24 protein-coding genes and 1 riboswitch are annotated in these 22,084 nt (G+C 57.6%); of the genes, 17 read left to right on the top strand and 7 right to left on the bottom strand.

The window, feature by feature from the left end:
- Positions 1-9 precede the first annotated feature (9 nt).
- Positions 10-1,113 (bottom strand): aminofutalosine synthase MqnE, encoded by a 1,104-nt coding sequence (gene mqnE, locus B7E11_RS10310; RefSeq protein ID WP_080834062.1) that lies wholly within the window; start codon positions 1,111-1,113, stop codon positions 10-12.
- A gap of 302 nt (positions 1,114-1,415) precedes the next feature.
- Between mqnE and B7E11_RS10305 the strand changes: the two genes are divergently transcribed.
- The 4 genes from B7E11_RS10305 (at position 1,416) to sda (ending at position 3,621) form a co-directional block, all read left to right on the top strand.
- Positions 1,416-1,844 (top strand): hypothetical protein, encoded by a 429-nt coding sequence (locus B7E11_RS10305; protein WP_213084133.1) that lies wholly within the window; start codon positions 1,416-1,418, stop codon positions 1,842-1,844.
- 172 nt (positions 1,845-2,016) lie between these two features.
- Positions 2,017-2,376 (top strand): HesB/IscA family protein, encoded by a 360-nt coding sequence (locus B7E11_RS10300; RefSeq protein WP_080834059.1) that lies wholly within the window; start codon positions 2,017-2,019, stop codon positions 2,374-2,376.
- Positions 2,377-2,520: 144 nt separating this feature from the next.
- Positions 2,521-3,210, top strand: a complete 690-nt coding sequence (locus tag B7E11_RS10295; RefSeq protein WP_080834057.1) for a YheC/YheD family protein — start codon at positions 2,521-2,523, stop codon at positions 3,208-3,210.
- A gap of 267 nt (positions 3,211-3,477) precedes the next feature.
- The gene (sda, locus tag B7E11_RS10290) at positions 3,478-3,621 is read left to right on the top strand and encodes a sporulation histidine kinase inhibitor Sda (protein ID WP_080834056.1); all 144 of its coding nucleotides are present in this window, start codon (positions 3,478-3,480) and stop codon (positions 3,619-3,621) included.
- Positions 3,622-3,743: 122 nt separating this feature from the next.
- Here sda and B7E11_RS10285 read toward each other — a convergent pair whose 3' ends face one another.
- Positions 3,744-4,739, bottom strand: coding sequence for an NAD(P)/FAD-dependent oxidoreductase (locus B7E11_RS10285; RefSeq protein ID WP_080834054.1), 996 nt, complete (start codon positions 4,737-4,739; stop codon positions 3,744-3,746).
- Positions 4,740-4,999: 260 nt separating this feature from the next.
- Between B7E11_RS10285 and B7E11_RS10280 the strand changes: the two genes are divergently transcribed.
- A complete protein-coding gene (locus B7E11_RS10280; RefSeq protein ID WP_080834053.1) occupies positions 5,000-6,193 on the top strand; it encodes an NAD(P)/FAD-dependent oxidoreductase in 1,194 nt (397 codons plus the stop codon).
- Positions 6,193-6,468, top strand: coding sequence for a hypothetical protein (locus B7E11_RS10275; RefSeq protein ID WP_080834051.1), 276 nt, complete (start codon positions 6,193-6,195; stop codon positions 6,466-6,468). The genes B7E11_RS10280 and B7E11_RS10275 overlap by 1 nt, the downstream gene beginning before the upstream one ends.
- A gap of 101 nt (positions 6,469-6,569) precedes the next feature.
- Here the strand turns inward: B7E11_RS10275 and hemQ are convergent, their stop codons facing one another.
- Positions 6,570-7,316 carry a hydrogen peroxide-dependent heme synthase gene (hemQ, locus tag B7E11_RS10270; RefSeq protein ID WP_080834050.1) on the bottom strand — a complete coding sequence of 249 codons (747 nt, stop codon included), beginning with the start codon at positions 7,314-7,316 and terminating at the stop codon, positions 6,570-6,572.
- Between the two features lie 238 nt (positions 7,317-7,554).
- Between hemQ and B7E11_RS10265 the strand changes: the two genes are divergently transcribed.
- The 4 genes from B7E11_RS10265 (at position 7,555) to B7E11_RS10250 (ending at position 10,925) form a co-directional block, all read left to right on the top strand.
- Positions 7,555-7,839, top strand: a complete 285-nt coding sequence (locus B7E11_RS10265) for a YuiB family protein (RefSeq protein ID WP_080834048.1) — start codon at positions 7,555-7,557, stop codon at positions 7,837-7,839.
- Positions 7,840-7,864: 25 nt separating this feature from the next.
- Positions 7,865-8,278, top strand: coding sequence for a GtrA family protein (locus B7E11_RS10260; RefSeq protein WP_080834046.1), 414 nt, complete (start codon positions 7,865-7,867; stop codon positions 8,276-8,278).
- Between the two features lie 168 nt (positions 8,279-8,446).
- Positions 8,447-9,961, top strand: a complete 1,515-nt coding sequence (locus tag B7E11_RS10255) for a DnaD domain protein (RefSeq protein WP_080834044.1) — start codon at positions 8,447-8,449, stop codon at positions 9,959-9,961.
- Positions 9,962-9,980: 19 nt separating this feature from the next.
- Positions 9,981-10,925 carry an ATP-binding protein gene (locus B7E11_RS10250; RefSeq protein ID WP_080834042.1) on the top strand — a complete coding sequence of 315 codons (945 nt, stop codon included), beginning with the start codon at positions 9,981-9,983 and terminating at the stop codon, positions 10,923-10,925.
- Positions 10,926-11,145: 220 nt separating this feature from the next.
- Here B7E11_RS10250 and B7E11_RS10245 read toward each other — a convergent pair whose 3' ends face one another.
- On the bottom strand, positions 11,146-11,442 hold the full coding sequence (locus B7E11_RS10245; RefSeq protein WP_080834040.1) for a transporter: 297 nt from the start codon (positions 11,440-11,442) through the stop codon (positions 11,146-11,148).
- A gap of 55 nt (positions 11,443-11,497) precedes the next feature.
- Positions 11,498-11,824 carry a hypothetical protein gene (locus B7E11_RS10240; RefSeq protein WP_080834038.1) on the bottom strand — a complete coding sequence of 109 codons (327 nt, stop codon included), beginning with the start codon at positions 11,822-11,824 and terminating at the stop codon, positions 11,498-11,500.
- 249 nt (positions 11,825-12,073) lie between these two features.
- On the opposite strand from B7E11_RS10240, the gene B7E11_RS10235 reads away from it, so the two are divergent.
- The 5 genes from B7E11_RS10235 to B7E11_RS10215 all read left to right on the top strand — a co-directional run bounded on the left by B7E11_RS10235 (position 12,074) and on the right by B7E11_RS10215 (position 15,918).
- Positions 12,074-13,210, top strand: a complete 1,137-nt coding sequence (locus B7E11_RS10235; protein WP_080834036.1) for a sulfate ABC transporter substrate-binding protein — start codon at positions 12,074-12,076, stop codon at positions 13,208-13,210.
- A gap of 40 nt (positions 13,211-13,250) precedes the next feature.
- Positions 13,251-14,090, top strand: coding sequence for a sulfate ABC transporter permease subunit CysT (gene cysT, locus B7E11_RS10230; RefSeq protein WP_080834034.1), 840 nt, complete (start codon positions 13,251-13,253; stop codon positions 14,088-14,090).
- A 12-nt stretch (positions 14,091-14,102) separates the two neighbouring features.
- Positions 14,103-14,978, top strand: coding sequence for a sulfate ABC transporter permease subunit CysW (cysW, locus tag B7E11_RS10225; RefSeq protein WP_080834032.1), 876 nt, complete (start codon positions 14,103-14,105; stop codon positions 14,976-14,978).
- Positions 14,979-15,009: 31 nt separating this feature from the next.
- Positions 15,010-15,213 (top strand): YezD family protein, encoded by a 204-nt coding sequence (locus tag B7E11_RS10220; protein ID WP_080834030.1) that lies wholly within the window; start codon positions 15,010-15,012, stop codon positions 15,211-15,213.
- Between the two features lie 183 nt (positions 15,214-15,396).
- Entirely contained in the window at positions 15,397-15,918 is a 522-nt protein-coding gene (locus tag B7E11_RS10215) for a Uma2 family endonuclease (protein WP_080834028.1), read from the top strand.
- A gap of 91 nt (positions 15,919-16,009) precedes the next feature.
- Here the strand turns inward: B7E11_RS10215 and B7E11_RS28895 are convergent, their stop codons facing one another.
- Positions 16,010-16,165, bottom strand: a complete 156-nt coding sequence (locus B7E11_RS28895; RefSeq protein WP_139787140.1) for a YqzM family protein — start codon at positions 16,163-16,165, stop codon at positions 16,010-16,012.
- Positions 16,166-16,338: 173 nt separating this feature from the next.
- On the opposite strand from B7E11_RS28895, the gene uvrC reads away from it, so the two are divergent.
- Positions 16,339-18,369 carry an excinuclease ABC subunit UvrC gene (uvrC, locus tag B7E11_RS10210; protein ID WP_080834025.1) on the top strand — a complete coding sequence of 677 codons (2,031 nt, stop codon included), beginning with the start codon at positions 16,339-16,341 and terminating at the stop codon, positions 18,367-18,369.
- Between the two features lie 64 nt (positions 18,370-18,433).
- Here the strand turns inward: uvrC and B7E11_RS10205 are convergent, their stop codons facing one another.
- Positions 18,434-20,158, bottom strand: coding sequence for a CPBP family intramembrane glutamic endopeptidase (locus B7E11_RS10205; protein WP_080834023.1), 1,725 nt, complete (start codon positions 20,156-20,158; stop codon positions 18,434-18,436).
- A gap of 277 nt (positions 20,159-20,435) precedes the next feature.
- A riboswitch (cyclic di-AMP (ydaO/yuaA leader) is annotated at positions 20,436-20,606 on the top strand.
- Between the two features lie 126 nt (positions 20,607-20,732).
- Between B7E11_RS10205 and B7E11_RS10200 the strand changes: the two genes are divergently transcribed.
- Entirely contained in the window at positions 20,733-22,076 is a 1,344-nt protein-coding gene (locus tag B7E11_RS10200; protein WP_080834021.1) for a TrkH family potassium uptake protein, read from the top strand.
- Positions 22,077-22,084 lie beyond the last annotated feature (8 nt).

Raw genomic sequence — 22,084 nt, 5'->3', positions numbered from 1 at the left:
AGCGTCGGGTTATTCGTACACCTTTAATTCGTTATACAGCGTATCGCGTTCGACCGGGATCCGGCCGGCGCCTTTGATCAGCCATACGAGATCTTCCCGGGTAATGCCGGCCGGCGTCAGCGCGCCTGCCGCGTGGCTGATTTTTTCTTTGACGATCGTGCCGTGCGCGTCCGATGCGCCCATCGTAAGCGCCACCTGCGTCAATTGAGTCCCGATATTGATGAAATAGGCCTTTACGTGCTGGAAATTATCCAGCATCAGCCGTCCGATGGCGATCGCCTTCAAATCGTCGAACGCGGAATTGCGGCGGCGGATGCCGGCCTTCGGACTGGAAGGCTGCATGGACAGCGGAATGAACACCTGGAATCCGTTCGTCTCGTCCTGCAGCGCCCGCAGCTGCAGCATGTGTTCGACCCGCTCTTTGACGGATTCGACGGGGCCGTACAGCATCGTGGTCGGCGTTTTCATCCCGAGCCGATGCGCGATCCGGTGCACTTCCAAATATTGCTCGATGCCGGCTTTTTCTACCCGCATTTTTTGCCGGTATTGATCGGACAAAATTTCCGCGCCGCCGCCGGTAAGCGATTGAAGGCCGACCGCCATAAGCCGCTCCAACACCTCGCGGTAACTCAAGCCGGAAAGCCGCGAATAAAAATCGATTTCGGCGGCCGTATACGCTTTGATCGTGACGTGCGGATACCGCTCCTTCAAGGCGCGAATCGATTCGACGTAATATTCGAACGGCACGTGGTTGTTGTGGCCGCCGACAATATGAAACTCCCGCGCGGTCGGCGTAATGTGCTGGTCGACGTACTCGAACATTTCCTGCGGGGTTAGCGTATAGGAGCCTTCTTCGCCGAGATCCTTGCGGAAGCTGCAGAACGCGCAGTGCGATTCGCAAACGTTGGTAAAGTAAAGGCTCATCGTTTCGGTAAAATAGACTTTTTTGCCGTTTTTGCGCAAATTGACTTCGTTCGCCAGCTGTCCGATCGTGAGCAAGTCCTCGGATTCGTATAAGAAAATGCCGTCCTCCAGGCCAAGTCTTTCGCCGTTGCGGACTTTGTCCGCGATTTCGGCCATTTTGCGATCCGGATTCGTTAAAATAAGGGACATTGAACGGCCTCCTTTTATCCAATTTCATGGCTGCAAAGGCGGTGCAGCGCAAAATGTTTGTGAAAAAAATAACTTTTTAGCCGATTATAACGAATGCCACGGCAACCGAAATGTCAGTTTACATTATAAACCTCCGATCTCCGCCCGGCAACAAAAATAAATGAGGTATAATTAATGTCAAATAGGGGAATCAACTTGAATATAAAGTAAAATATGGTTATGTTAAATGTAGCGAAAAATAACGTAGAAGGATGGTGTTCGCGTTGAAGCCCGACATTTTGCCCCTCGCGGAATTGGAGAAAATGGAAAAAAGTGAAAAGGTTGCAACCTTGCAAAAATACAGAGCCGCATATACGATCAAGGATTTGAGCCAGGCTTGGGGGCTGAACAACCCGATTCAATATTACATGTGGCTGAAAAAGCAGCATATATACGAGCAAATCGTACGCCGCGCGGACAAGTTCGAGCCCTCCAAGGAGTGGAAACGCATTCGCGAATCGGAAAGCCGGGACGAAGAGCGGATTCAGGTGAAAGGGCTGCCCGCCGACCAGTTCCGCTACGGGCTGGATACCGATTCGACGGGGCCGGAGCTTGCCCACGTGTTCCGACGTTTATCCGAATTTTTGATCAACGAAAACGGCCATTTCCGCTGCCGCATCGAACTTAAGGCCTTGCACCAGCAGCAAGCGGCTTCGCCCGCGGATTGGAAAGAGGAAGAGCCCGGCGCATGACGCGCCGGGTTTTTTAGCAAATGGGAAAGGTTAAGTCTTTCACCCTGTAAATCCCGCTAACCGGGTGCCCCCTTGAGGCTTTGTACCCCGAGGAGTATAATGGGAAGCAGCGGGAAAGCTGAATACGGGCTTTCTTTTACGGTTTGTCACTACATGCAAGGAGGGATCGTCCATGATTCAAATCAGCGAAACGGCCAGCCAAAAAATCCAGGAAATGCTCGCGGCGGAGGAATCTCCGAACTTGTTCCTGCGCGTCGGTGTGCAGGAAGGCGGCTGCAGCGGTTTTTCATACGGAATGGGATTCGACGACGAGCAGCACGAAGACGATCAGGTCCTCGATGTTCGCGGATTGAAGGTTGTCGTGGATGCCGACAGCGCGAAATACTTGAACGGTCTCGAGATCGACTTCAAGGAAAGCGGGCTTTCCGGAGGCTTTACCATTTTCAATCCCAATGCGACCGCGACGTGCGGCTGCGGCTCGTCGTTCCGTACGGCGACCGACGCCGGCAAACCGAACGCGGAACCGTGCTGACAGGTACGGGGCAGTGCCGCCAGGGCTCGAACGTCGAGCCCTGGCGGTTTTTTTTCGGGCGATTTTCGGGCGTCATTCATCCAAGAACCTGTCCTTTTGCCCCCGTAAGATAATAGCGTAGCAACAGGAAAGGAGACGCAGAGGATGGAAACTGCGAAATTCGCAACGATCTCGTCGGGACGGCAATTGGCCAGCAAGTGGCTGAAGACGAACGCGCTGCGGACCGATCCTTATGTGGCCCGCCACATTCCGCCTTCCAAATTGTTCAACGCTTCCGCTCTTCGCGAGATGCTTTCGAAGTACGGAATGGTCGTCATCAAGCCCGTTCGCGGCGGCGGAGGCATCGGGGTCATGAAAGTGTCCCGAGTCGGAGGGACCTATCAATGCACGTATATGGCCAGGACGCAATCGTTCCAAACGTTTCAAGGCCTGCTGTCCCACTTGAACCACAAGCGCGGGCGGCGCTCCTACTTGATTCAAAAAGGCATTCATCTGGCCCGCATCGCCGGAAGGCCGATCGATTACCGGGTCAAATACATCAAGGAAAACGGAAGCTGGACGATCCGGTCCATGGTCGGACGCATGGCGCGCAAAGGATTGTTCGTGACCAATCTTTGTCGAGGCGGCAGCCAGATGACGGCGGCCCAAGGCATTTCGCGATCGTTGTCGCCGCGCCTCGTCCGCGCGAAAAAAGGGGAAATGAGACAGCTGACGAGAACCGCGACAAGCCTGCTGGAAAGCCGCTTTCCGGGGGTCGGGTCGCTGGGCTACGATTACGGAATCGACCGGAACGGCCATATTTGGATATTGGAAGTCAATACTCGACCGCAATAAACGAGGGAAAATGACATTATTTTCAATACATTCGTTTAATCACCGCAAATTACGCAATCAAAGTTTTTTATGCAAACGTTCGAAAATGGGCTGTGAATAACTTCATCCACAATGTTCACAGTGTAGAATCGGGCTTTACCGACGCTTTTCAACATTATATCCACAAGTTGTCCACTTAGGAATGTGGACAGCGCGAACCCTTGTCCACCTTTTCCGCCGCATGCTATGATGCCCTCACAACCAATTGAGGAGGAAAGGGTGTGGATCATGTTGCCGCTTCTATCGGATGAATTGCTGTTGGAAGCCTATCGCCATGCGCTTCGTCTTCAGCTTGAGCACGAGTTCGTGTCGTTGCTGCAAGCGGAGATCCACCGGCGAGAATTGGCTTTGCCCGAAGAGCAGACGGTTTAGTTCCAAGACCGTACGGCAACAACATCGCATGCGGAAACATAAAAATTAGGGCATCCTTCATGACCGCGTCATCGCAAATCGCAGTGAACCGCCACGGGGATGCCCTAAAATCGTTGCAAACGTTACAGTTTCATGTTGCTGCTGTGCCCGGGAGAAAGCTTGGCGCCCGGATCGATATAAACCTTGGCATTGTTGATCGCGGTCGGCGCTTCGCCGAACCCTACGGCAATGAGCTTCAGCTTGCCGTTGTAGGTCGTAATGTCGCCGGCCGCGAAAATGCCGGGAACGCTCGTTTCCATCCGGGAGTCGACCACGATGGAACCGTCGCGTATGTCCAGTCCCCATTCGGAAATGGGGCCGAGGGAGCTGACGAAGCCGAAGTTGACGATCACCGCGTCGACGTCGGCTTCCTGCGTTTCCCCCGTCTTCGTATGGGTCAGCGTCACCTTGCGGATTTCGTCCTCGCCGTGAAGCGCCGTAATTTCGGTCGGCACGACGATGTTGACGTTCGACTGCTTCAGCAGTTCCACGCTGTGCTCATGCGCCCGGAACTTGTCCCGCCGATGGACGAGCGTCACCTGCTCCGCGATCGGCTCCAGCATGAGCGACCAGTCGACCGCCGAGTCGCCCCCTCCGCTGATTAGCACCTTCTTGCCGCGAAACCGCTCCAAATCGCTTATAAAATAATGAAGATTGGCCTTTTCGAATTTGGCCGCCTCGGGCAGTTCCAGCCTTCTCGGCTCAAACGCGCCGACGCCCGCCGTCACGATCACCGCGCGGGCACGGTGGACGCCTTTGTCCGTGACGATTTCGAACAGCCGCTCTTCCAGCTTGCTCACGCTCAGCACCTTTTCCTCCAGACGAACGTCCGGCTCGAACAGGCTCATTTGCCGTTTGAGGTTGTCCACCAGCTCTTGAGCCGTCACCTTCGGAAATCCCGCGACATCGTAAATATACTTTTCCGGATACAGCGCGGCCAACTGCCCGCCCAGCTGCGGCATGCTTTCGATCAACGTTACCGACATTTGCCTCATTCCGCCGTAAAAAGCCGCGAACATCCCGGCGGGGCCTCCGCCGATAATCGCTACGTCCCTGACTTCTCCAAGAGCTTGATCCATAGGTGACACCTCCGTTTAATATGAAAATTATAACCTTGAACGATGGCAAAAGAAACCGGCCCGCGCATAGGGAACGTAAGTTTGATGAAAACTATGCAATCGGCACTAAAAAAATCCCTCTTATTTTTGTGGAGATGTCCAAACAATTTCGTACATATGAAACTTGAAAATAGCAGTGAAAGCCTATATGATTCAGTTGTACGGTGAGGAAATGGGCATAATAGGAGAGAAACAAACACAGGATTGGATGGGATTTAACCATGAGCAGCATACCGAAAATCGTCATTCTGGGGGCGGGATACGGCGGCATTCTAACGTCTTTGCGACTCCAGAAGGAATTAAATTACAATGAAGCGGATGTTACATTAGTAAATAAACACGATTATCATTATATTACGACTCATCTGCATATGCCGGCGGCCGGGACGGACCATCCCGACAACGCCCGCGTCAATATTTCGAAATTGATCGACGAATTCAAGATCGACTTCGTCAAATCGACCGTCGTGCAAATCCGTCCGCAAGACCGCAAGGTCATCCTCGAAGACGGCACGCTTTCTTACGATTACTTGGTTATCGCCCTCGGAGGAGAACCTGAAACGTTTGGCATTCCGGGCTTGGCCGAACACGCGTTTACGATCCGCAGCATCAATTCGGTCCGGCTGATCCGCGAGCATATCGAATATCAGTTCGCCCGCTATAAGCGGGAGCCGCACCGAACCGATTATTTGACGTTTATCGTCGGCGGAGCCGGATTTACGGGCATCGAATTTATCGGCGAACTGGCCGATCGCGTTCCCGATCTGTGCAAGCAGTTCGACGTGGACCGCAGCCTCGTGAAAATTTACAACATCGAAGCGGCGCCGACGGCGCTTCCGGGATTCGATCCGGAGCTCGTCGAATACGGCATGCAGGTGCTGCAGAAGAAGGGCGTCATTTTCAAAATCGGCACCGCCATCAGGGAATGCACGCCGGAGGGCGTCGTCGTCGGCGAAGGGGAGGAAATCAAATCCCAAACCGTCATCTGGACGGGGGGCGTGCGCGGCAATCGCCTGATCGAGGAAGCCGGCTTCGAGACGACGCGCGGACGCGTGAAAGTGGACGAATATTTGCGTTCCCCGGGGCATGAGAACATTTATGTGCTGGGCGACAATTCGCTGATGTTCAACGAGGAAGGGCGCCCGTACCCGCCGACGGCGCAAATCGCGATGCAGCAAGGCGTCAATTGCGCGCACAATCTGGTCGCCCAAATCCGCAACCAGACGTCGAAGCCGTTCGTGTTCAGCAACAAGGGAACGGTCGCCTCTCTCGGCAAAGGCGAAGCGATCGGCATCGCGTTCGGCAAGAAGTACAAAGGCCGAGTCGCCTCCTGGCTGAAGAAGGCGATCGATCTGCGCTACCTGTTCATCATCGGCGGCATTCCGCTCGTGCTGCGCAAAGGCAAATTCCTGTAATGAGACATTGCAGCGTGCAGGTTCGGGGATTGCTGACCCGCGACGAATTGAACCGCTACAACGCGCTGATGGAAGTGGGCGGGTTTTTGGAGGCGCAATCCCGGTACGACTTGTCGGCCATCGTGCAGGCGGAAATCGACCTGCTCATTCAGCCCGGCATCGAGCGGCTCAAGGAGAAGGGCCGCGAGCGCGACCGCAAAACGCAGGAATTTCTGGAGGAACAGCGGCGGGCCGAATGGGAAGCGCAGATGAAGGCGCTGGACGATGACGAATAAGAGGCATCGGATACAAGAAGACGAATAAACGAAAAGGCCGTACCCTTTCCGGAAGGGTGCGGCCTTTTAAGCTGCGGATAATGCCGGTTTGCCGACGAGGATCAGGCTTTCAGCAGATCCGCGAGCGATTCCCGGTCGAGCCGGTTGCCGACGTAAAACGCGCCGAACTCGCCGTAACGGGCGCTGACTTCGTCGAAGCGCATTTCGTAGACGAGCTTTTTGAATTGGAGGGCATCGTCCGCGAACAGCGTGACGCCCCATTCCCAATCGTCGAAGCCGACCGAGCCGCTGATGATCTGCTTGACCTTGCCCGCATAGCTGCGGCCGATCATCCCGTGGCTGCGCATCATCGCCTTGCGGTCTTCCATCGGCAGCATGTACCAGTTGTCGTCCAGCAGGCGGCGTTTGTTCATCGGGTAAAAGCAAATATGGTTCGTCTTCGGCAGCGTCGGCTTCAGCCGCGCGGCGATTTCCGGCACCTGCATCGGATCGACGCCGGGCTGGCCCATGTAGTTGCTGAGCTCGACCACGCTCACGTAGGAATAGGAGGGCTTGAGAAAACGGCCGGCCGAGGAGCGGTTGAGGGCGTTCTCGACCGCGTTCAGTTCTTCGAGCGTCTCCCGCAAATGCATAAAGACGATATCCGCTTTTTGTCCTACGATCGCGTATAAAGCCAGGCTTCCTTCTTTCCGCTGTTCGACCGCTTCCCATTGCTCCACCATGCCGGCAAGCTCGTTCTTCGCTTGCTCCCGCTCCGCGGACGAAGCGGCGTTCCAGGCCGTCCAGTCGATCGTTCTAAAATCGTGCAATACGTACCAGCCTTCCAGCGTTTGGGCTGCTTCGCTCATGAAACCATTCTCCCCTGTCGTGATTAGCTTGTCTGCTTCCTTCTATTTATTAATTGTAGCGGAACGAGGGAGGCGGGGCAAACGAAAGGTAAAGCAAATCGTTGACAAAGCGATGACAATGAAGTGAACGCGGGCCTGACGGGAAGATGAGCGTCCGAATAAAAGCGGTTTCGATTGACTGTCCCGAGACCGATCTTGTAAACTGAGTAGTGATACCATCTCGGGGGGATTTTTCGTCATGCGGGAGATTTTGCAGGAAATCGTCGGGACCGTGCTGTTTTTCGTGCTGTTTTTCGGGATCGGCTTTATTTTGAATATGCTGATTAAAACGACGTGGCTGCCGACCTGGCTGTATGTCATTATCGTGCTCCCGCTCGGCGTCTGGTATTTTTGGAAGCCCGACTTGAGCCTGCTGGCGTTTCTCGGCGTCTTCCTCTGGCCGTTCCTCGCCGGCATCGGAGGCGCGCTGACGAGCGGTTGGGCGATTCGCTCGCTCCGCAAAAACGGCTACAAGATGTTTTAGGCAGAACGGATCGGAGCGGTGCGGAATGGCAAATAAGGAATGGCTGCGGGTGGCGAAATACGGCCTTGTGGGCGTTGCGAACACGGGCGTGGATTTCGCCGTTTTTGCGGCTTTGGTATACGGATTCGACGTCATGTCGGGAGTCGCGCAAATCGTTTCGTACGGCTGCGGCGTCGTCAACAGCTTCTGGCTGAACCGGCGCTGGACGTTCCGCGTTCAGGAGCGGGCGAATGCGGGGGAATGGGTTCGTTTCATGATCGTTAACGCGCTTTCGTTCGCCTGCGCCACCGGCGTGCTGCTCGGGCTGGAGCACGGGCTCGGCTTCGCGGCGTGGGCGGCCAAGCTGGTGTCGGTCGGGGCATCGCTCGCGGTCAATTACACCGGCACGAAGCTTTGGGTGTTTCGCGACGCGCAGCCGGCGCGGGACGTTCGGCGATAAGCCGTTCCGGCAGCTTCGCAAGCCGCTCCGGCCGATGCCGGCAAGCATGCAATCGGACTTCCGCAGGCGTCTTGCGGGGGTCTCTTTTTTGTCGGTCAGCGCCGCCTATGTTTATGCTACAATAGACTAACCTATAAATATTATGCGAAAAGAGTGGTCGGGCTCGCCATGCGCGTATCGAACCGGTTGGAATTTACGGAACATCATCGCTTTGTCGTCTATCGGGATTTCGCGCTGAGCGGGCTCGACCGAAAGATGCTGGTACAGCTGTATCAGCCGATGGTCGGCGCGTTTGCCGCAAGCTTTTATCAATTATTATATCAACATTTGGCCGGGGACCGGGTCGGCTACTCCGCGCTGGAAGCGCAGCGCAAGCTATTTCTCGGGTTGGACTTGGAGATGAGCCCGGACGGCAGGCAAACGCTGATCGAACAAGCCTCCAGGCTGGAGGCCGTCGGATTGATGCAAGTGTTTCGCCGGCACGATCCCGTCCAGGACGAAACGATTTACGAATACGCGCTGCAGCGGCCGCTCGGCGCGGCGGAGTTTTTCGCGACCGTTCACCTCGCTTTGCTGCTCCGCGACAAAATCGGGAAGATGGCGTTCGACGAGCTGCGCGAATCGCTGGCGCCGGCCAAGCCCTCCGGGCTGAGCCGATTTTTGAACCGGGAGGAGGCGACCGTCCCGTTTTACGAGATTTTTCGCCTGAGCGCCGGGTCGGCCGATTCCGGGTTCGAGGAAGCGGTCGCGGAGAGCGCCGCCGGAACCGAGCGAAATCGCGCCGTGCGGCCTCCGGAGCGGATCCGCCACGCCGACATGCTGCTCCGGTTTCCGCGCAGCTCGCCGAACCGCCGCTTCGTCGAACGGCTGTACAGAGCTCCGGAAACGATGGACCAATTGAACTATTTGGCTTACAAATACGATTTGGAAGTGCCGGAAATTTGCCGCTTGCTGAACGAGGACGGGGTTTTCTTCGAGGACGGCACGCTGCGCTGGGAGGAGCTTCAGGCGAAGGCGAATCTGATGTACCGGCAAGACCGGAAGCGGGAAGAGGAACGCGAACGCCTCCTGGCCCGGACGGGCACGGCCGAGGCGGAAACGCCGGGTTACGCGCCCGAAGCCGGCGATTTCGACCGCGGGGCTTCCGGCGTTCCGCCGTTCGCGATCCCGGACCGCTTCGGCATGAAAACGTCCGTCGAAACGTACAATCGGATGCTGCGCAACGAGCCCTACACCCGGATGCTGCAGCGCTATTTTCCGGGGGCCGTGCCGGACGCGTTCGTGCGCATTTTCGAAAGGGTCGACCTGAATTACAAGCTGCCCGAACCGGTCATCAACGTTCTCATCCATTATGTGTTCGGCATGAACCATACGCAGCGATTGACGAAAAATTTCATCGACTCGATCGCCTCCAACATGCTCGCCAAAGGCATCGACACGTTCGAAAAAGCGGCGGTTTACGTGCGCGAGCAGGAAAAGCTGAACGAGACGCTGGAGCGGAGAAGACGGGGCGAAGACGATGCGTCCAAGGGCTCGGCCGCGGGCGGCGGCCGCGGGCGAACCGGCCCGCGCCGCAAGCCGGCGATGACGGTGGTGGAGGACCGCGGACCGAAGGAGGAGATTCCTCCCGAGGAAGTCGAGAAAATGCGCGAGCTAGTGCGCAAATTGAAGGATAAAGGCTGACGGAAGGGAGGAGAGAGCCATGGAGTCGCTGGGAGACGTCATCCGCGGTTGGAGAAAAGCGTCGGAGCTGCAAAACGTCGAGCAGTTGGCCGAACGCGTGCTGAGGGACCCGCTCGTGATGAAGCTTCGTTCCCGCTATCCCGGGCTGGACGAGCGGACGCTCAGAATCAATATGAACCGGCTGCATCAATGCGCGGCCGAATACCGCAATTGCAAGGAATGCCCGGGGCTTGAGCGTTGTCCGAACGATATGCAGGGGCACTATACCCGCATCACGTGCGACCAGGTGAACGGCCGCTGGCAGCTGTACGACCACAAAGCCGCCTGCCCGAAATGGACCGCGTACGAGCAGCAGGAGCAGCTTCGGCGCCGGATTACGAGCTTAAACGCCAACATCGATTTCGACGCCGATTACGACCTGGAGGAAATGTTCGACCTCGATCCCGAACGGATCAATGCCGTTCATCAGATGCTCGCCTACATCGACCGGACGCAGGAGCAAGGCTTGCAGAAAAAAGGGCTGTTCCTGATGGGAAGCTTCGGCACGGGCAAGACGTACATGGCCGCCTTTTTGCTTCATAAGCTGGCCAAAGCGGGGTACTCGGGCGTGATCGTCTACATGCCGGAGTTCGTGGAAGACGCCAAGGCGCTCATGATGGAGCCGCAAAAGCTGAAGGAAACGCTGACGCTGATGAAGGAAGCCGATCTGCTCGTCTTCGACGATATCGGCGCGGAAAATTTGAGCCCGTGGGTGCGCGATCATGTGCTCGGGGCCATCCTGAACGCGCGCATGAACCGCAAGCCGACCTTTTACACGTCGAACCACGACTTCGACTCGCTGGAACGGCATTTCAGCTTCACGCACAAGGAAGGCGAGGAAATGCATAAAGGCCAACGGCTGATGGACCGGATCCGTCCCTTCGTCGAAGTCGTTCACGTCCGCGGGCGGAACCATCGCGGGTAAGCGGGAAGCGTTCCGAACCGTCGGGGAAAATGGCAGCCAAACGACCGCAACTCCTCTTATCCCCCATCTCCTGGTTAACGGAGATGGGGGTTCGCTATTTCTCCCCAATGGCCCCTTTTCAAAATGTAACGGAAATCAGAGCCCTTATTTCCTCGTTTCTCCCCGTTTTCGCGCCGAATTTCCGCAAATCGCATATTCCATTTCCGTTATATTCCCCAGATCAGAAGCAGGAAAACGAATCGATTCGCCGCGTGTCGAAGCCGGAAAAAACCCAGGTCCAGCCGGTCCACCGGAAGCCCGAGACCGACGTGCTGCCGACGAAAATCGGGTAAAACCAAAATCCGGGACCGCTGGTCGGCCAAATGTAGGTGTTGCGAAACAGGCAGCCGGTAATCGCGCCGGGATCGACGGCGAGCAGCGAGGCTTGCTGCTGGGGTCTCGGAGGCGCCGAGAGCGGCGGCGGCGCGGTCGGGGGCTGCTGGGTGCCTTGGGGTCCGAAAGGCGGCATGAAGGCCATAAGTCATCGCTCCTTAAGAATCAAAGTAGAATGGCGAAGCTTTGTGCAACTCGGGTTAAAGCAAAGAAATCGTCAGCAGATTGAACAGAACGAGCGGCAGGATGAAATTGCCGTACGGGCCCGGACCGCCGAAAGGGCCGGGAAAGAAGGCGCGGTCCGTTCTTTCCGCGGACAGCCTCAAGTACAGAACGCCTTTGTCGCAATGCACGATGTGGCCTTCGAAGACGTCGCCGTCCATCGTTTCCACCATGACCGGCCGGTTCAGGTGGGGGGCGCACACCCGGTGCACGTGATCCTGAACGGATTTCAAATGCCGCGTCAGCTCGGGATCGGGCTTATAAATATATTTCTGCTCTGCGGGGAAGGCGTTCGCCACGCTCATTTTCAAAACCTCCGTTAATCGTTGTGAACAGTCGGTTCATTCTATGCGAATGCCCAGTTCGGGGTGCGCGGTTAAAAATTTCGCCGGAGCGAGTCGGTTTTTGCCGCGAAATGGCTTTTTTTCATAAGCTAATTTGATAAATGATTTTAAATTTTGTTATTGACAGTTTTCCAACCCGAATGCTATTATTTCAAGCAAATACCAAAACATACTAAACGGGTAGGAATTAACGGAAAGGGAGAATGGTCAATGAAAAGAAGGAACGGCTTCAAATCGGCAAGCTTGCTCGTCGTTTTCGCGCTTTTGATTTCCGCGTTATCCGCATGCGGCGGCGGCAGCAACAACAACGGAGGCGGCGCGGCCAGCCCTTCGGCATCCCCGTCGGCCAGTCCGGCCGAAAGCGCGTCCCCGAGCGGATCGGCTTCGCCGTCGGGCAGCGAAAAACCGGCCCCGATCGACGCCGAGCTGCTTAACGTATCCTACGATCCGACCCGCGAGCTGTACGAAGAATTCAACAAGAGCTTCGCGGACTATTGGAAGCAGGAGAACGGCGGGACGGTTACGATCAAGCAGTCGCACGGGGGCTCCGGCAAGCAAGCCCGTTCGGTCATCGACGGCCTGGAAGCGGACGTCGTAACGCTCGCGCTCGCCTACGATATCGACGAGGTGGCGGCGGCAGGGCTGCTCGATGCCGAGTGGCAGCAGCAATTCGAGCAAAACAGCACGCCGTACACGTCGACGATCGTCTTCCTCGTGCGCAAAGGCAATCCGAAGGGCATCCAGGATTGGGGCGATCTCGTCAAGGAAGGGATTCAAGTCATCACCCCGAACCCGAAAACGTCGGGCGGCGCAAGATGGAACTATCTCGCGGCATGGGGCTACGCGACGCAGACGCTCGGCTACGACGAAGCGCAAACGAAGGATTTTCTGAAAGCCTTGTTCCAGAACGTGCCGGTCCTCGACACGGGCGCTCGCGGCTCGACGACGACGTTCGTTGAAAAAGGCATCGGCGACGTACTGCTCGCATGGGAGAACGAAGCGTATTTGGCGCTCAAGGAGTTCGGCGACGATTTCGAAATCGTCACGCCTTCGATCAGCATTTTGGCTGAACCCCCGGTCGCGATCGTCGATAAAACGGTAGACAAAAAAGGCACCCGCGAAGTCGCGGAAGCATATCTGAATTACCTGTACTCGGAGCAGGGCCAGGAAATCGCGGCGAAAAACTTTTACCGGCCGCGCCTTCAATCGGTCGCCGACAAATACAAGGATCAGTTCCCGGCTCTCAATCTGCTGACGATCGACGAAGATTTCGGCGGCTGGGCGGAAGCGCAAAAAACGCACTTCGCCGACGGCGGCACGTTCGATCAGATTTATACGGCCGGGTGACGGAAAGCGAAGCAAACGCGAGAGGGGTTAACGCGAAGACATGACCGCATCGATTCGCAAGCCAAAAAGAGTGCTGCCGGGCTTTCGGCTCACGACGGGGATTACGATCACGTATTTGAGCCTGATCGTCCTCATTCCGCTCGCAGCTTTGGTCGTGAAGTCGGCCGACCTGAGTCCGGCGCAGTGGTGGAGCACCATCACGCAGCCGCGGGTCGTCGCCTCCTATAAGCTTAGCTTGATGACCGCGTTTTTTGCCGGGATCGTCAATATGGTGTTCGGACTGCTGCTCGCCTGGGTGCTCGTCCGCTACAAGTTCCCCGGCAAGACTATCGTCGACGGCCTCATCGATTTGCCGTTCGCGCTGCCGACCGCGGTGGCCGGCATCGCGCTGACGACGATCTACGCGCCGAAGGGCTGGGTCGGATCGCTGCTCGAGCCGCTCGGCGTCAAAGTCGCGTATACGCCGATCGGCATTACGATCGCGCTCATTTTTATCGGCATCCCGTTCGTCGTCCGCACCGTCCAGCCGGTGCTGCAGGATCTCGACAAGGATACGGAGGAAGCGGCCGCCCTGCTCGGGGCCCACCGTTTCCGGACGTTCCGCAAGGTCATCTTTCCGGAGCTGGTGCCGCCGCTGCTCACGGGCTTTGCGATGGCTTTCGCCCGCGGGATCGGGGAATACGGCTCGGTCGTCTTCATCTCGGGAAACATGCCGCTCAAGACGGAAATCGCGCCGCTGCTCATCGTCACGAAGCTGGAGCAGTTCGAATACGGCCAGGCGGCCGCCGTCGCCGTCGTCCTGCTGGTCATGTCGTTTCTTCTGCTGCTGTTGATCAACGTCCTGCAACGGTGGAGCAACCGCCGTTTGCGCTCGGCTTAGGGGGGATAACCGATGGCGGGTATCGTCACCAATCCTCTCGGCCGCAAAAAACGCGCGCCTTCGCCCAAGCATTTGACCGAGTCCGGCTTCGTCCGGTTCGCGCTGATCGGCATCGCGCTGCTCTTTCTCGGACTCATCGTCGTGCTGCCGATGATTTCGGTGCTGGCGGAAGCGTTCCGGAAAGGCTGGGGAGCCTATGTCGACGCCCTGGCCGACCCCGACGCGATGGCTGCCTTAAGGCTCACGCTCGTGACCGCGCTGATTGCCGTGCCTCTCAATACGATTTTCGGCGTCGCCGCCGCCTGGGCCGTCACCAAATTCAAGTTTCGCGGCAAAAACCTGCTCGTCACGCTGATCGATTTGCCGTTTGCCGTCTCTCCCGTCATCAGCGGCTTGATTTACATCCTGCTGTTCGGCGCCCAAGGGTTTCTCGGCCCGTGGCTGCAGGAGCACGATATCAAAATCGTGTTCGCCACGCCGGGAATCGTCCTCGCGACGATGTTCGTCACGTTTCCGTTCGTCGCCCGCGAGCTTATTCCGCTGATGGAGGCCCAAGGCGCGCAGGACGAAGAAGCGGCGGTCAGTCTCGGCGCTCGGGGCTGGAGAGTGTTCCGCAAGGTCACGCTCCCGAACATCAAATGGGGGCTGCTGTACGGGATGATACTTTGCAACGCCCGGGCGATGGGGGAATTCGGGGCCGTTTCCGTCGTCTCCGGACATATCCGGGGCGAGACGAACACGCTGCCGCTGCACATCGAGATTTTGTACAACGAGTATCAGTTTTCCGCTTCGTTTGCCGTCTCGTCTTTGCTGATGCTGCTTGCGATCGTGACGCTGATCGTCAAATCCGTGCTGGAAAACCGAATGAGCCGCGGTCACGAAGCTTAAGATTAAACGATCAAGGGGAGGAACTCGACATATGCCCAAACCATTGGAACTGTCGGAAAGCTGGGTAAACCGGATTACGGACGCGGTATCCGGCCTTCAGTACGGCACCGTCCAGATCATCGTGCATGACGGCCGCATCGTGCAAATCGAACGAACCGAACGGCGCAGGTTCGACGAAGTGGCGGAGCGGCGCTCGGCGCGGGACGGGGCGCAAGGAGAAGCGGCGGGAAAATAAACGGGATCATGTTCGACTTCCCTGGCAGCCTGGCTGTCAGGGAAGTTGTTTTATTTTGGGCTCAAGTACGGAAAAAGAAGCGGATGAAACGATCCTTTTCTCGACACGGTCCATCGTTGATCCTTCCGCACATATCCGATAAACTATCCATATATGTAAATTCTGCGCATTGGAGGACTCCGGATGGCTTTCGAATATCATTCGATCGACATGGAAGGGCGTTACGAAGTGTGGGACGGCGCGCAGGTCCTCCGGGAACCGAGTTCGCTCCCGCATGAATCGGTATTGGGACAGCTTCACCTGATTCTGCAGCAATTCGTTAATCGTCACCGGACAGGCCGGGTGTTCCTCTCGAATGCGGCCGTATACGCCCACGGCGAAACGGGCGATTACGTGATGCCCGATCTGACCTATGTTTCGAACGAGCGCAGACATCTGCTGCGGCCGAACGGCATTTTCGGAGCGCCCGATTTGATCATCGAGATCGTGTCTCCCGGCTTGCGGAACGCCACGCGGGACGCGGTCGACAAGTTCAGGCTTTACGAGCGGCACGGAGTTCGCGAATATTGGATGGTCGATTACATCGAGCGTCAAATCTATATGCACGGGCTTGCGGACGGAAAGTACGAGCCGATCGGGCGGTCGGACGTGCTGCCCGGCATCGAGCTTCCGACGGAAACGATCTTTCGGGATATCGACTTCTGACGGTCAGTCCGGCAATCGTTGCGACTCAAAAAGAAGAAGCCGCCCGGAAACCCTGTAAAGGTTCCGGACGGCTTTTCGGCGTTGGACCGTCTCAGTCGGTGATGATAAACTTGACGATGACCGCGATCGTGAACACGATGAACATAAAGCCGAACATGCCGCCGAACCCGTAAACGAGATCCTTCAAATCGTCGCGGGGCTCTTCGTTCACGTGCAGCCGTGGATCTTGTACGTTAGCGTTCTCCATGGGGAAGCCTCCTGAAAACATCATTAGCTTCAGTATACCCAACTTCGCATTTTGTTGTAAAGCGTTTGCGCGGACAAGTTGCGGAATTTTGCGCATGTCCGGGGTGTGATACAATAATAATCAAATCGGCATCATCGTCTGTTATTTTAGATGCAAGGAGGCGCTCCCAAGCGATGGATACGCCGCAGCAAATCCCGACGGTTCTGTTTTCGGACCCCGCAGAGGCGAAGGAAAACATCCGCCGCAAGCTGGCGCTGCTGCCCGATCAGCCGGGCTGTTATTTGATGAAAAACGGCGAGGGCACCATCATATACGTCGGCAAGGCCAAAGTGCTGAAAAATCGCGTCCGCTCGTATTTCAGCGGCAGCCATAACGCGAAAACCCAGCGGCTCGTCGCGGAAATCCGCGATTTCGAATATATCGTCACCGCGAGCAATACGGAGGCCCTCATTCTCGAGTGCAACCTGATCAAGGAGCATCATCCGCGCTACAACGTGCTGCTCAAGGACGACAAGACGTTCCCGTATTTGAAAATCACGAACGAGACGCATCCGAAGCTTGAGGTCACGCGGAAAATCGTCAAAGACAAAGGCAAATATTTCGGACCGTATCCGAACGCGTACGCGGCCCAAGAAACGAAAAAGCTGCTCGACAAGCTGTATCCGCTGCGGAAATGCCGCACCCTGCCGGACAAGGTTTGCCTTTACTACCACCTGGGCCAATGCCTGGCGCCGTGCGAATTTCCGGTCGAGCCGTCCGAATACGAACGGATGACGGGCGAAATCACGAAATTTTTGAACGGCGGACACCGGGAAATCAAAAAACAGCTCCAGCAAAAAATGGAGCAAGCCGCCGAGGAGCTGGCGTTCGAGCGCGCGAAGGAGTACCGCGACCAGATCGCGGCGATCGAGGCGACGATGGAGAAGCAGACGATTACGATGGCGGACGCCAAAGACCGCGACGTATTCGGCTACGCCGTCGACAAGGGCTGGATGTGCGTGCAAATTCTGTACATGCGCCAAGGGAAAATGATTCAGCGCCACGTCTCCGTTTTTCCGTATTACGGCGAGCCGTACGACGACTTTCTGACGTATTTGACGCAGTATTACAGCGACAATCCGGCGCTGCCGCGCGAGGTGCTGCTGCCCGCGCCGCCGGAGGAGGAGGCCGCGCGGAACGCGGAGCAAGCGGACGCGGCATCCGAAGCGGAAGACGCCGCCGCGGCGGCAACGGGCGAATCCGCGGAAGCGTTCGCGGACGGAGCCGTGCCCGGGGAAGGCGAAGGCGCGGTGCCGGAGGACGACGAGGACGAAGAGGATGAAGCGCACGGGGAAGGCGGCGACATCGTCGCCTCGCTGCGCAATTGGCTGCGCATCAAGGTGAGGGTGCCGAAACGGGGCTCGAAGCGCAAGCTCGTATCGATGGCCTGCGGCAACGCGCGGATGGCGCTGGAGGAGAAGTTCAGGCTCATCGAGCGGGACGAGGAACGCAGCGTCAAGGCGGCGCAAGGGCTCGCCGAGCGCATCGGCATTCCGTCCGCGAGCCGCATCGAAGCGTTCGACAACTCCAACATCCAGGGGACGTCGCCGGTTTCCGCGATGGTCGTCTTTACCAACGGCAAGCCGGACAAGAAAGAATACCGCAAATACAACGTGCGGACGGTCACCGGACCGGACGACTACGAGACGATGCGGGAAGTGATCCGCCGCCGCTACGAGCGCGTGCTGAAGGAAAACTTGCCGCTCCCGGACCTGATCGTCGTCGACGGCGGCAAAGGGCAAATCGCGTCCGCGCTGGACGTGCTCGTCAACGAGCTGGGGCTGGATGTGCCGGTATGCGGCCTCGCCAAGGACGAGAAGCACCGGACCGCCGAGCTGCTCGTCGGCGATCCCCCGGAAGCCGTGCCGCTGCCGCGCGACAGCCAGGAGTTTTATTTGCTTCAGCGGATTCAGGACGAGGTGCACCGGTTCGCGATTACGTTCCACCGCGAAAAACGGGCGAAATCGATGGTCGCCTCGGCGCTCGACGCGATTCCCGGCATCGGCGAAAAGCGGCGCAAGCAGCTGCTCAAGCATTTCGGCTCGCTTAAGGCGATCCGCGAAGCGTCGGTCGAGGATTTCCGCGCCGTCTCGATCGGGGAGGCGCTTGCGAAGCGGATTTTGGAGGCTTTGAACGAGGAGAGGCAAGAAGAGGGAAAGGCCTGATCATTCGATAAGGATCGGAAGCCCGGCGGCAAGCTGCAACGGCCTGCGCCGGGCTTTTGGTTTTCTAACGGCTCGGCGATGGCGGCCGGCTCCCGAATCGCCGGTGAAGCAGCCAGATCGCCCAGGCGACGAGCAGAGGCATCGCGAAGCTGAACAGTCCGCCCGCCAGATCGACGCGCAGGCCGTCGAACAGCATCTGCACGCCCATCAAAATCGAATTCACGGAAACGTGGGCGAAAATGACGGCGATCAGGCCGAACCGGAGCATGAACCAGCCGAACAGGCAGCCGATCAGGACAAGCTCGATCAATCGGGTGTGAACGGGATAGATCGCATAGCCGACATGCCCGAACGCCCATAGCAGCGAAGCCGGCAGCATCGCCGCGAACGTCAGCGCTTTCGCCGCCCGCGGAGACGGCTCCCGGCGCAGCAGCCGGCGAGCCCCGCCCGTCAGCCAGCGGCGGAACAGTCCGATGCCGAACAGCCGCGTCTGCAGCTCTTCCGAGATGCCCGCGCACCAGGCGAGCAGCGGCATCAGCCAAGGATACGTCATGTTGTAAGTCGATTGCGTGACGTCGGAGGAAGAGAACGACCCGAGCAAAAAGGTTAAAGCAAGCAGCGCGACGGATTGGACGCCGAGCACGATGAACGCCAGCAAGTAGCCCCGACCCATGCCGGCGAGCACCCGCCGGCCGTAGTCGGGCTGACGCCAGCTCGGCCACAAATCGCGGCCCGCCGATTTCCACAGGCCGTCGCCGGCGACCGCGGAGAAGTAAGTCAGGAGCGCCATCGCCGCGAGCATCATCAGATTGAAAACGATCGATCCGAACGCCGCCGCTTCCGGCTGCCCCATGCCGGATTCGATGGCCTGAGCCCGGAAGGCGGGCGCCATATTGAACGTAAAGGCCGCATACAAAACAAAAAACAAAGGGGCCAAAAAGGCCCCGCGCCGGTACGAGGTCCAACTGCTGTACGCCCCCGAGTAGACGACCGCAAGAACGAGCAGGACGAGCTGCGGAAGCATGGAGCCGTAAATGGACAGGAGAGCGGCCTTTTCCTCCTGCGACTCCAAATACTGCATAAAGGATGCGGGCGGCAAAAGCCGGTACCGAAGCTCGCTCCCGGCGCGGTCGGGCAGGATGCCGTCTTCCGCTGCCGAGCTTTCCGCGCCGGTTCCGGAGGAAGCTTGCGAACGCTGCGCCGGCTTGACGAACACTTGCAGCTTCGCCTCTCCGAGCCCGGCTTTCCGGGACTGGAAGCCGACCGCGCCGTCCGCGGCGACTTCGCCCGTCGGTTCCCAGTCTTCCGCGGCGAAGCCCCATTCGGCCAACGTTTCGCGAGCCTGCCGGACAAGGAGGGCGGGATCTTCGTCCGCGCCGCCCGTCGATCGTCCTTCCGTCGCGTGGCGCCACGCGACGAGTTCCCCGGTTTTCATGTGAAGCGACAGTTCCAGCTTGCTTTCGGCTCCCAGCGGAATGTCCACGCGATAAACATCGGTGGGAAAGCGCTCGTCCCACGCGTCGTTATAAGCTTCGAGCAGCTTTTCTTTGGACAAGTAGCTCACGCCCTCGCTGTCGGACAGATGCGCTGCGCGCGCTTCCCCCAGGTCCGAAGCGGGAATGCCGAACCGAGCGGTTGCCGCTTCAAGCGCCGCCGACTTCGCTTCCTCGCGGGTCAGCATGCCGAAATCCCCGGAGTCCTGCAAGGAACCGAAATAAGGCGCCACTTGGATAAAAAAATACAAGACGAGACCGATGGCAGACCAAACGAGCCAACGCTTCGAAATCAAATTCGATCACTCCGCTCTTTCGAATCGTTCAGGTAAACGCATACACCGGACGCATAATTCTTTTTTTCTCGTTTTCCGCCCGATTGCTAGCTAAATTAACGAAAATAGAAGATAACCGCGAAGATTGATGCATCGCTCCCCGTTTCCGCCGCTTGCCGAAGCAATTAACGCTCCAAACTGCATTATTAGCCGGATTTGGCAGTTGTCCGCGTTAAGCGGAGAGACTATAATGCGATGGTATGTAATTTTGCATTCGATTATTATCGTTATTCCCTATCATACTAAACAGCCGAATTTCCGCAAGAAAACGGGGGAACCAAATGCCGCCGCCGCATTGGCGCCGCGGTCGGGGTGAATTCCTTGCGCGCGCAGGCGGCGCGCGGGATAGGGCTGCCTGTTCAGGCCCGAACCCGTCAGCTAACCTCGTAGGCTGCAGCCGAACAGGACTCAGTGTGCGAAGACACCGGAGTGCCGGTGTCTTTTTTTGCGATTTCGGAAAGATTAAGGGTGAACTTTTCGCCCTCACGGGTTTGGACGGAACGGATGACGCTTGACTTCGAACGAGGTGACCGACTTGTACAAAAAAGCCGTTCGCTGGCTTTATGCTTCGCCTTATCGCACCCTGGTATTCGGCTTCGCGTTCCTTATCGCGGTCGGGGCCGTGCTGCTCAAGCTGCCGGTTTCCGTCGTGAGCGGCCAAACGCTGAGCTGGATCGACGCCTGGTTCACTTCGGTTTCCGCCCTGTGCGTGACCGGTCTCGTCGTGGTGGATACCGGAACTCATTTTTCCGCGTTTGGCCACTGGGTTCTTCTGATCCTGATCCAGGTCGGAGGACTCGGCTTCATGACGATGGGAACGCTGTTCGCTCTCATGCTTCGGCGCAAGGTTTCGCTGCGGGACCGGCTTGCGCTGCAGGAATCCCTGAATCAGAACACTTTGGAGGGTCTGGTCCGGCTCGTGCGCAAAGTCGTGCTGTATGCGCTGACGATCGAAGCGGTCGGCTCGCTGCTTTACGCGATCCGGTTCATGGAGGAAATGAGCCTCGGACGCGCGCTGTACTACGGCATTTTTCACGGGGTATCGGTATTCAACAACGCCGGGTTCGATCTGTTCGGCGATTTTCGCAGCATGTCCGATTACGTTTCCGATCCTTACATGAACGTCATTTCCATCATTTTGATCCTTTGCGGAAGCCTGGGCTTCGTCGTCCTGGCGGATTTGGTCGAGTGGCCGCAGCGCAAACGGCTGTCGCTTCATTCCAAGGTCGTGCTGAGCGTCACCGTTCTGCTGTTCGTCGGGGGCGCGATCGTCATTTTCATTTTCGAATATACGAACGAGAAAACGTTCGGGCCGTTAAACTTCGGCAACCAGCTCCTTGCCGCGCTGCTGCATTCGGCAACGCCGCGGTCGGCCGGCGTCACCACGCTCAACATGTACGACATGCGCCAGGCGACGCAGTTTTTTATCGTCTGGCTGATGTTTATCGGCGCGTCGCCCGGCTCGACGGGCGGCGGAATCAAGACGACGTCGTTCGCGGTGCTGGTCGCCGCCGTTTACGCGGTCATCCGGGGGAAAACGGACGTCGTTCTGTTTCGCCACCGTCTCGGCCAAACCCAGGTGTACAAGGCGATCATGATCACCTTTTTCTCTCTTGCGATTCTCGTGGCGGCGACGATGATCCTGTCCGTAACCGAAAACGCGTCGTTCATGGGCGTCCTGTTCGAAGCCACCTCCGCGTTCGCCACCGTGGGGCTTTCGATGGGGTTGACGACGGAGCTGTCGACGGCGGGGAAAATCATCATTATGCTGGTGATGTTCGTCGGCCGGGTCGGTCCGTATACGCTCTCCTTCGCGCTCGCCGCCCGGGAAAATCGCTCGCTGTACCGGCATGCAGAAGGGAAGATCATCATTGGATAAAATGCGAG

The sequence above is a fragment of the Cohnella massiliensis genome (assembly GCF_900169535.1).
Lineage (GTDB): Bacteria > Bacillota > Bacilli > Paenibacillales > Paenibacillaceae > Cohnella > Cohnella algarum.
The sequence above is the reverse complement of the archived record's forward strand: the minus strand, read 5'-3'. Positions and strand labels throughout refer to the sequence as shown.

Coding starts and splice junctions, on each gene's coding strand:
- cysW (WP_080834032.1), top strand. CDS start 14,103: ATGGCGGGTATCGTCACCAATCCTCTCGGCCGCAAAAAACGCGCGCCT.
- B7E11_RS10215 (WP_080834028.1), top strand. CDS start 15,397: ATGGCTTTCGAATATCATTCGATCGACATGGAAGGGCGTTACGAAGTG.
- B7E11_RS10260 (WP_080834046.1), top strand. CDS start 7,865: ATGGCAAATAAGGAATGGCTGCGGGTGGCGAAATACGGCCTTGTGGGC.
- B7E11_RS10265 (WP_080834048.1), top strand. CDS start 7,555: ATGCGGGAGATTTTGCAGGAAATCGTCGGGACCGTGCTGTTTTTCGTG.
- B7E11_RS10295 (WP_080834057.1), top strand. CDS start 2,521: ATGGAAACTGCGAAATTCGCAACGATCTCGTCGGGACGGCAATTGGCC.
- B7E11_RS10250 (WP_080834042.1), top strand. CDS start 9,981: ATGGAGTCGCTGGGAGACGTCATCCGCGGTTGGAGAAAAGCGTCGGAG.
- hemQ (WP_080834050.1), bottom strand. CDS start 7,316: ATGAGCGAAGCAGCCCAAACGCTGGAAGGCTGGTACGTATTGCACGAT.
- B7E11_RS28895 (WP_139787140.1), bottom strand. CDS start 16,165: ATGGAGAACGCTAACGTACAAGATCCACGGCTGCACGTGAACGAAGAG.
- B7E11_RS10245 (WP_080834040.1), bottom strand. CDS start 11,442: ATGGCCTTCATGCCGCCTTTCGGACCCCAAGGCACCCAGCAGCCCCCG.
- B7E11_RS10280 (WP_080834053.1), top strand. CDS start 5,000: ATGAGCAGCATACCGAAAATCGTCATTCTGGGGGCGGGATACGGCGGC.
- mqnE (WP_080834062.1), bottom strand. CDS start 1,113: ATGTCCCTTATTTTAACGAATCCGGATCGCAAAATGGCCGAAATCGCG.
- uvrC (WP_080834025.1), top strand. CDS start 16,339: ATGGATACGCCGCAGCAAATCCCGACGGTTCTGTTTTCGGACCCCGCA.
- sda (WP_080834056.1), top strand. CDS start 3,478: ATGTTGCCGCTTCTATCGGATGAATTGCTGTTGGAAGCCTATCGCCAT.
- B7E11_RS10220 (WP_080834030.1), top strand. CDS start 15,010: ATGCCCAAACCATTGGAACTGTCGGAAAGCTGGGTAAACCGGATTACG.
- B7E11_RS10255 (WP_080834044.1), top strand. CDS start 8,447: ATGCGCGTATCGAACCGGTTGGAATTTACGGAACATCATCGCTTTGTC.
- B7E11_RS10300 (WP_080834059.1), top strand. CDS start 2,017: ATGATTCAAATCAGCGAAACGGCCAGCCAAAAAATCCAGGAAATGCTC.
- B7E11_RS10240 (WP_080834038.1), bottom strand. CDS start 11,824: ATGAGCGTGGCGAACGCCTTCCCCGCAGAGCAGAAATATATTTATAAG.
- B7E11_RS10235 (WP_080834036.1), top strand. CDS start 12,074: ATGAAAAGAAGGAACGGCTTCAAATCGGCAAGCTTGCTCGTCGTTTTC.
- B7E11_RS10275 (WP_080834051.1), top strand. CDS start 6,193: ATGAGACATTGCAGCGTGCAGGTTCGGGGATTGCTGACCCGCGACGAA.
- cysT (WP_080834034.1), top strand. CDS start 13,251: ATGACCGCATCGATTCGCAAGCCAAAAAGAGTGCTGCCGGGCTTTCGG.
- B7E11_RS10305 (WP_213084133.1), top strand. CDS start 1,416: ATGGAAAAAAGTGAAAAGGTTGCAACCTTGCAAAAATACAGAGCCGCA.
- B7E11_RS10285 (WP_080834054.1), bottom strand. CDS start 4,739: ATGGATCAAGCTCTTGGAGAAGTCAGGGACGTAGCGATTATCGGCGGA.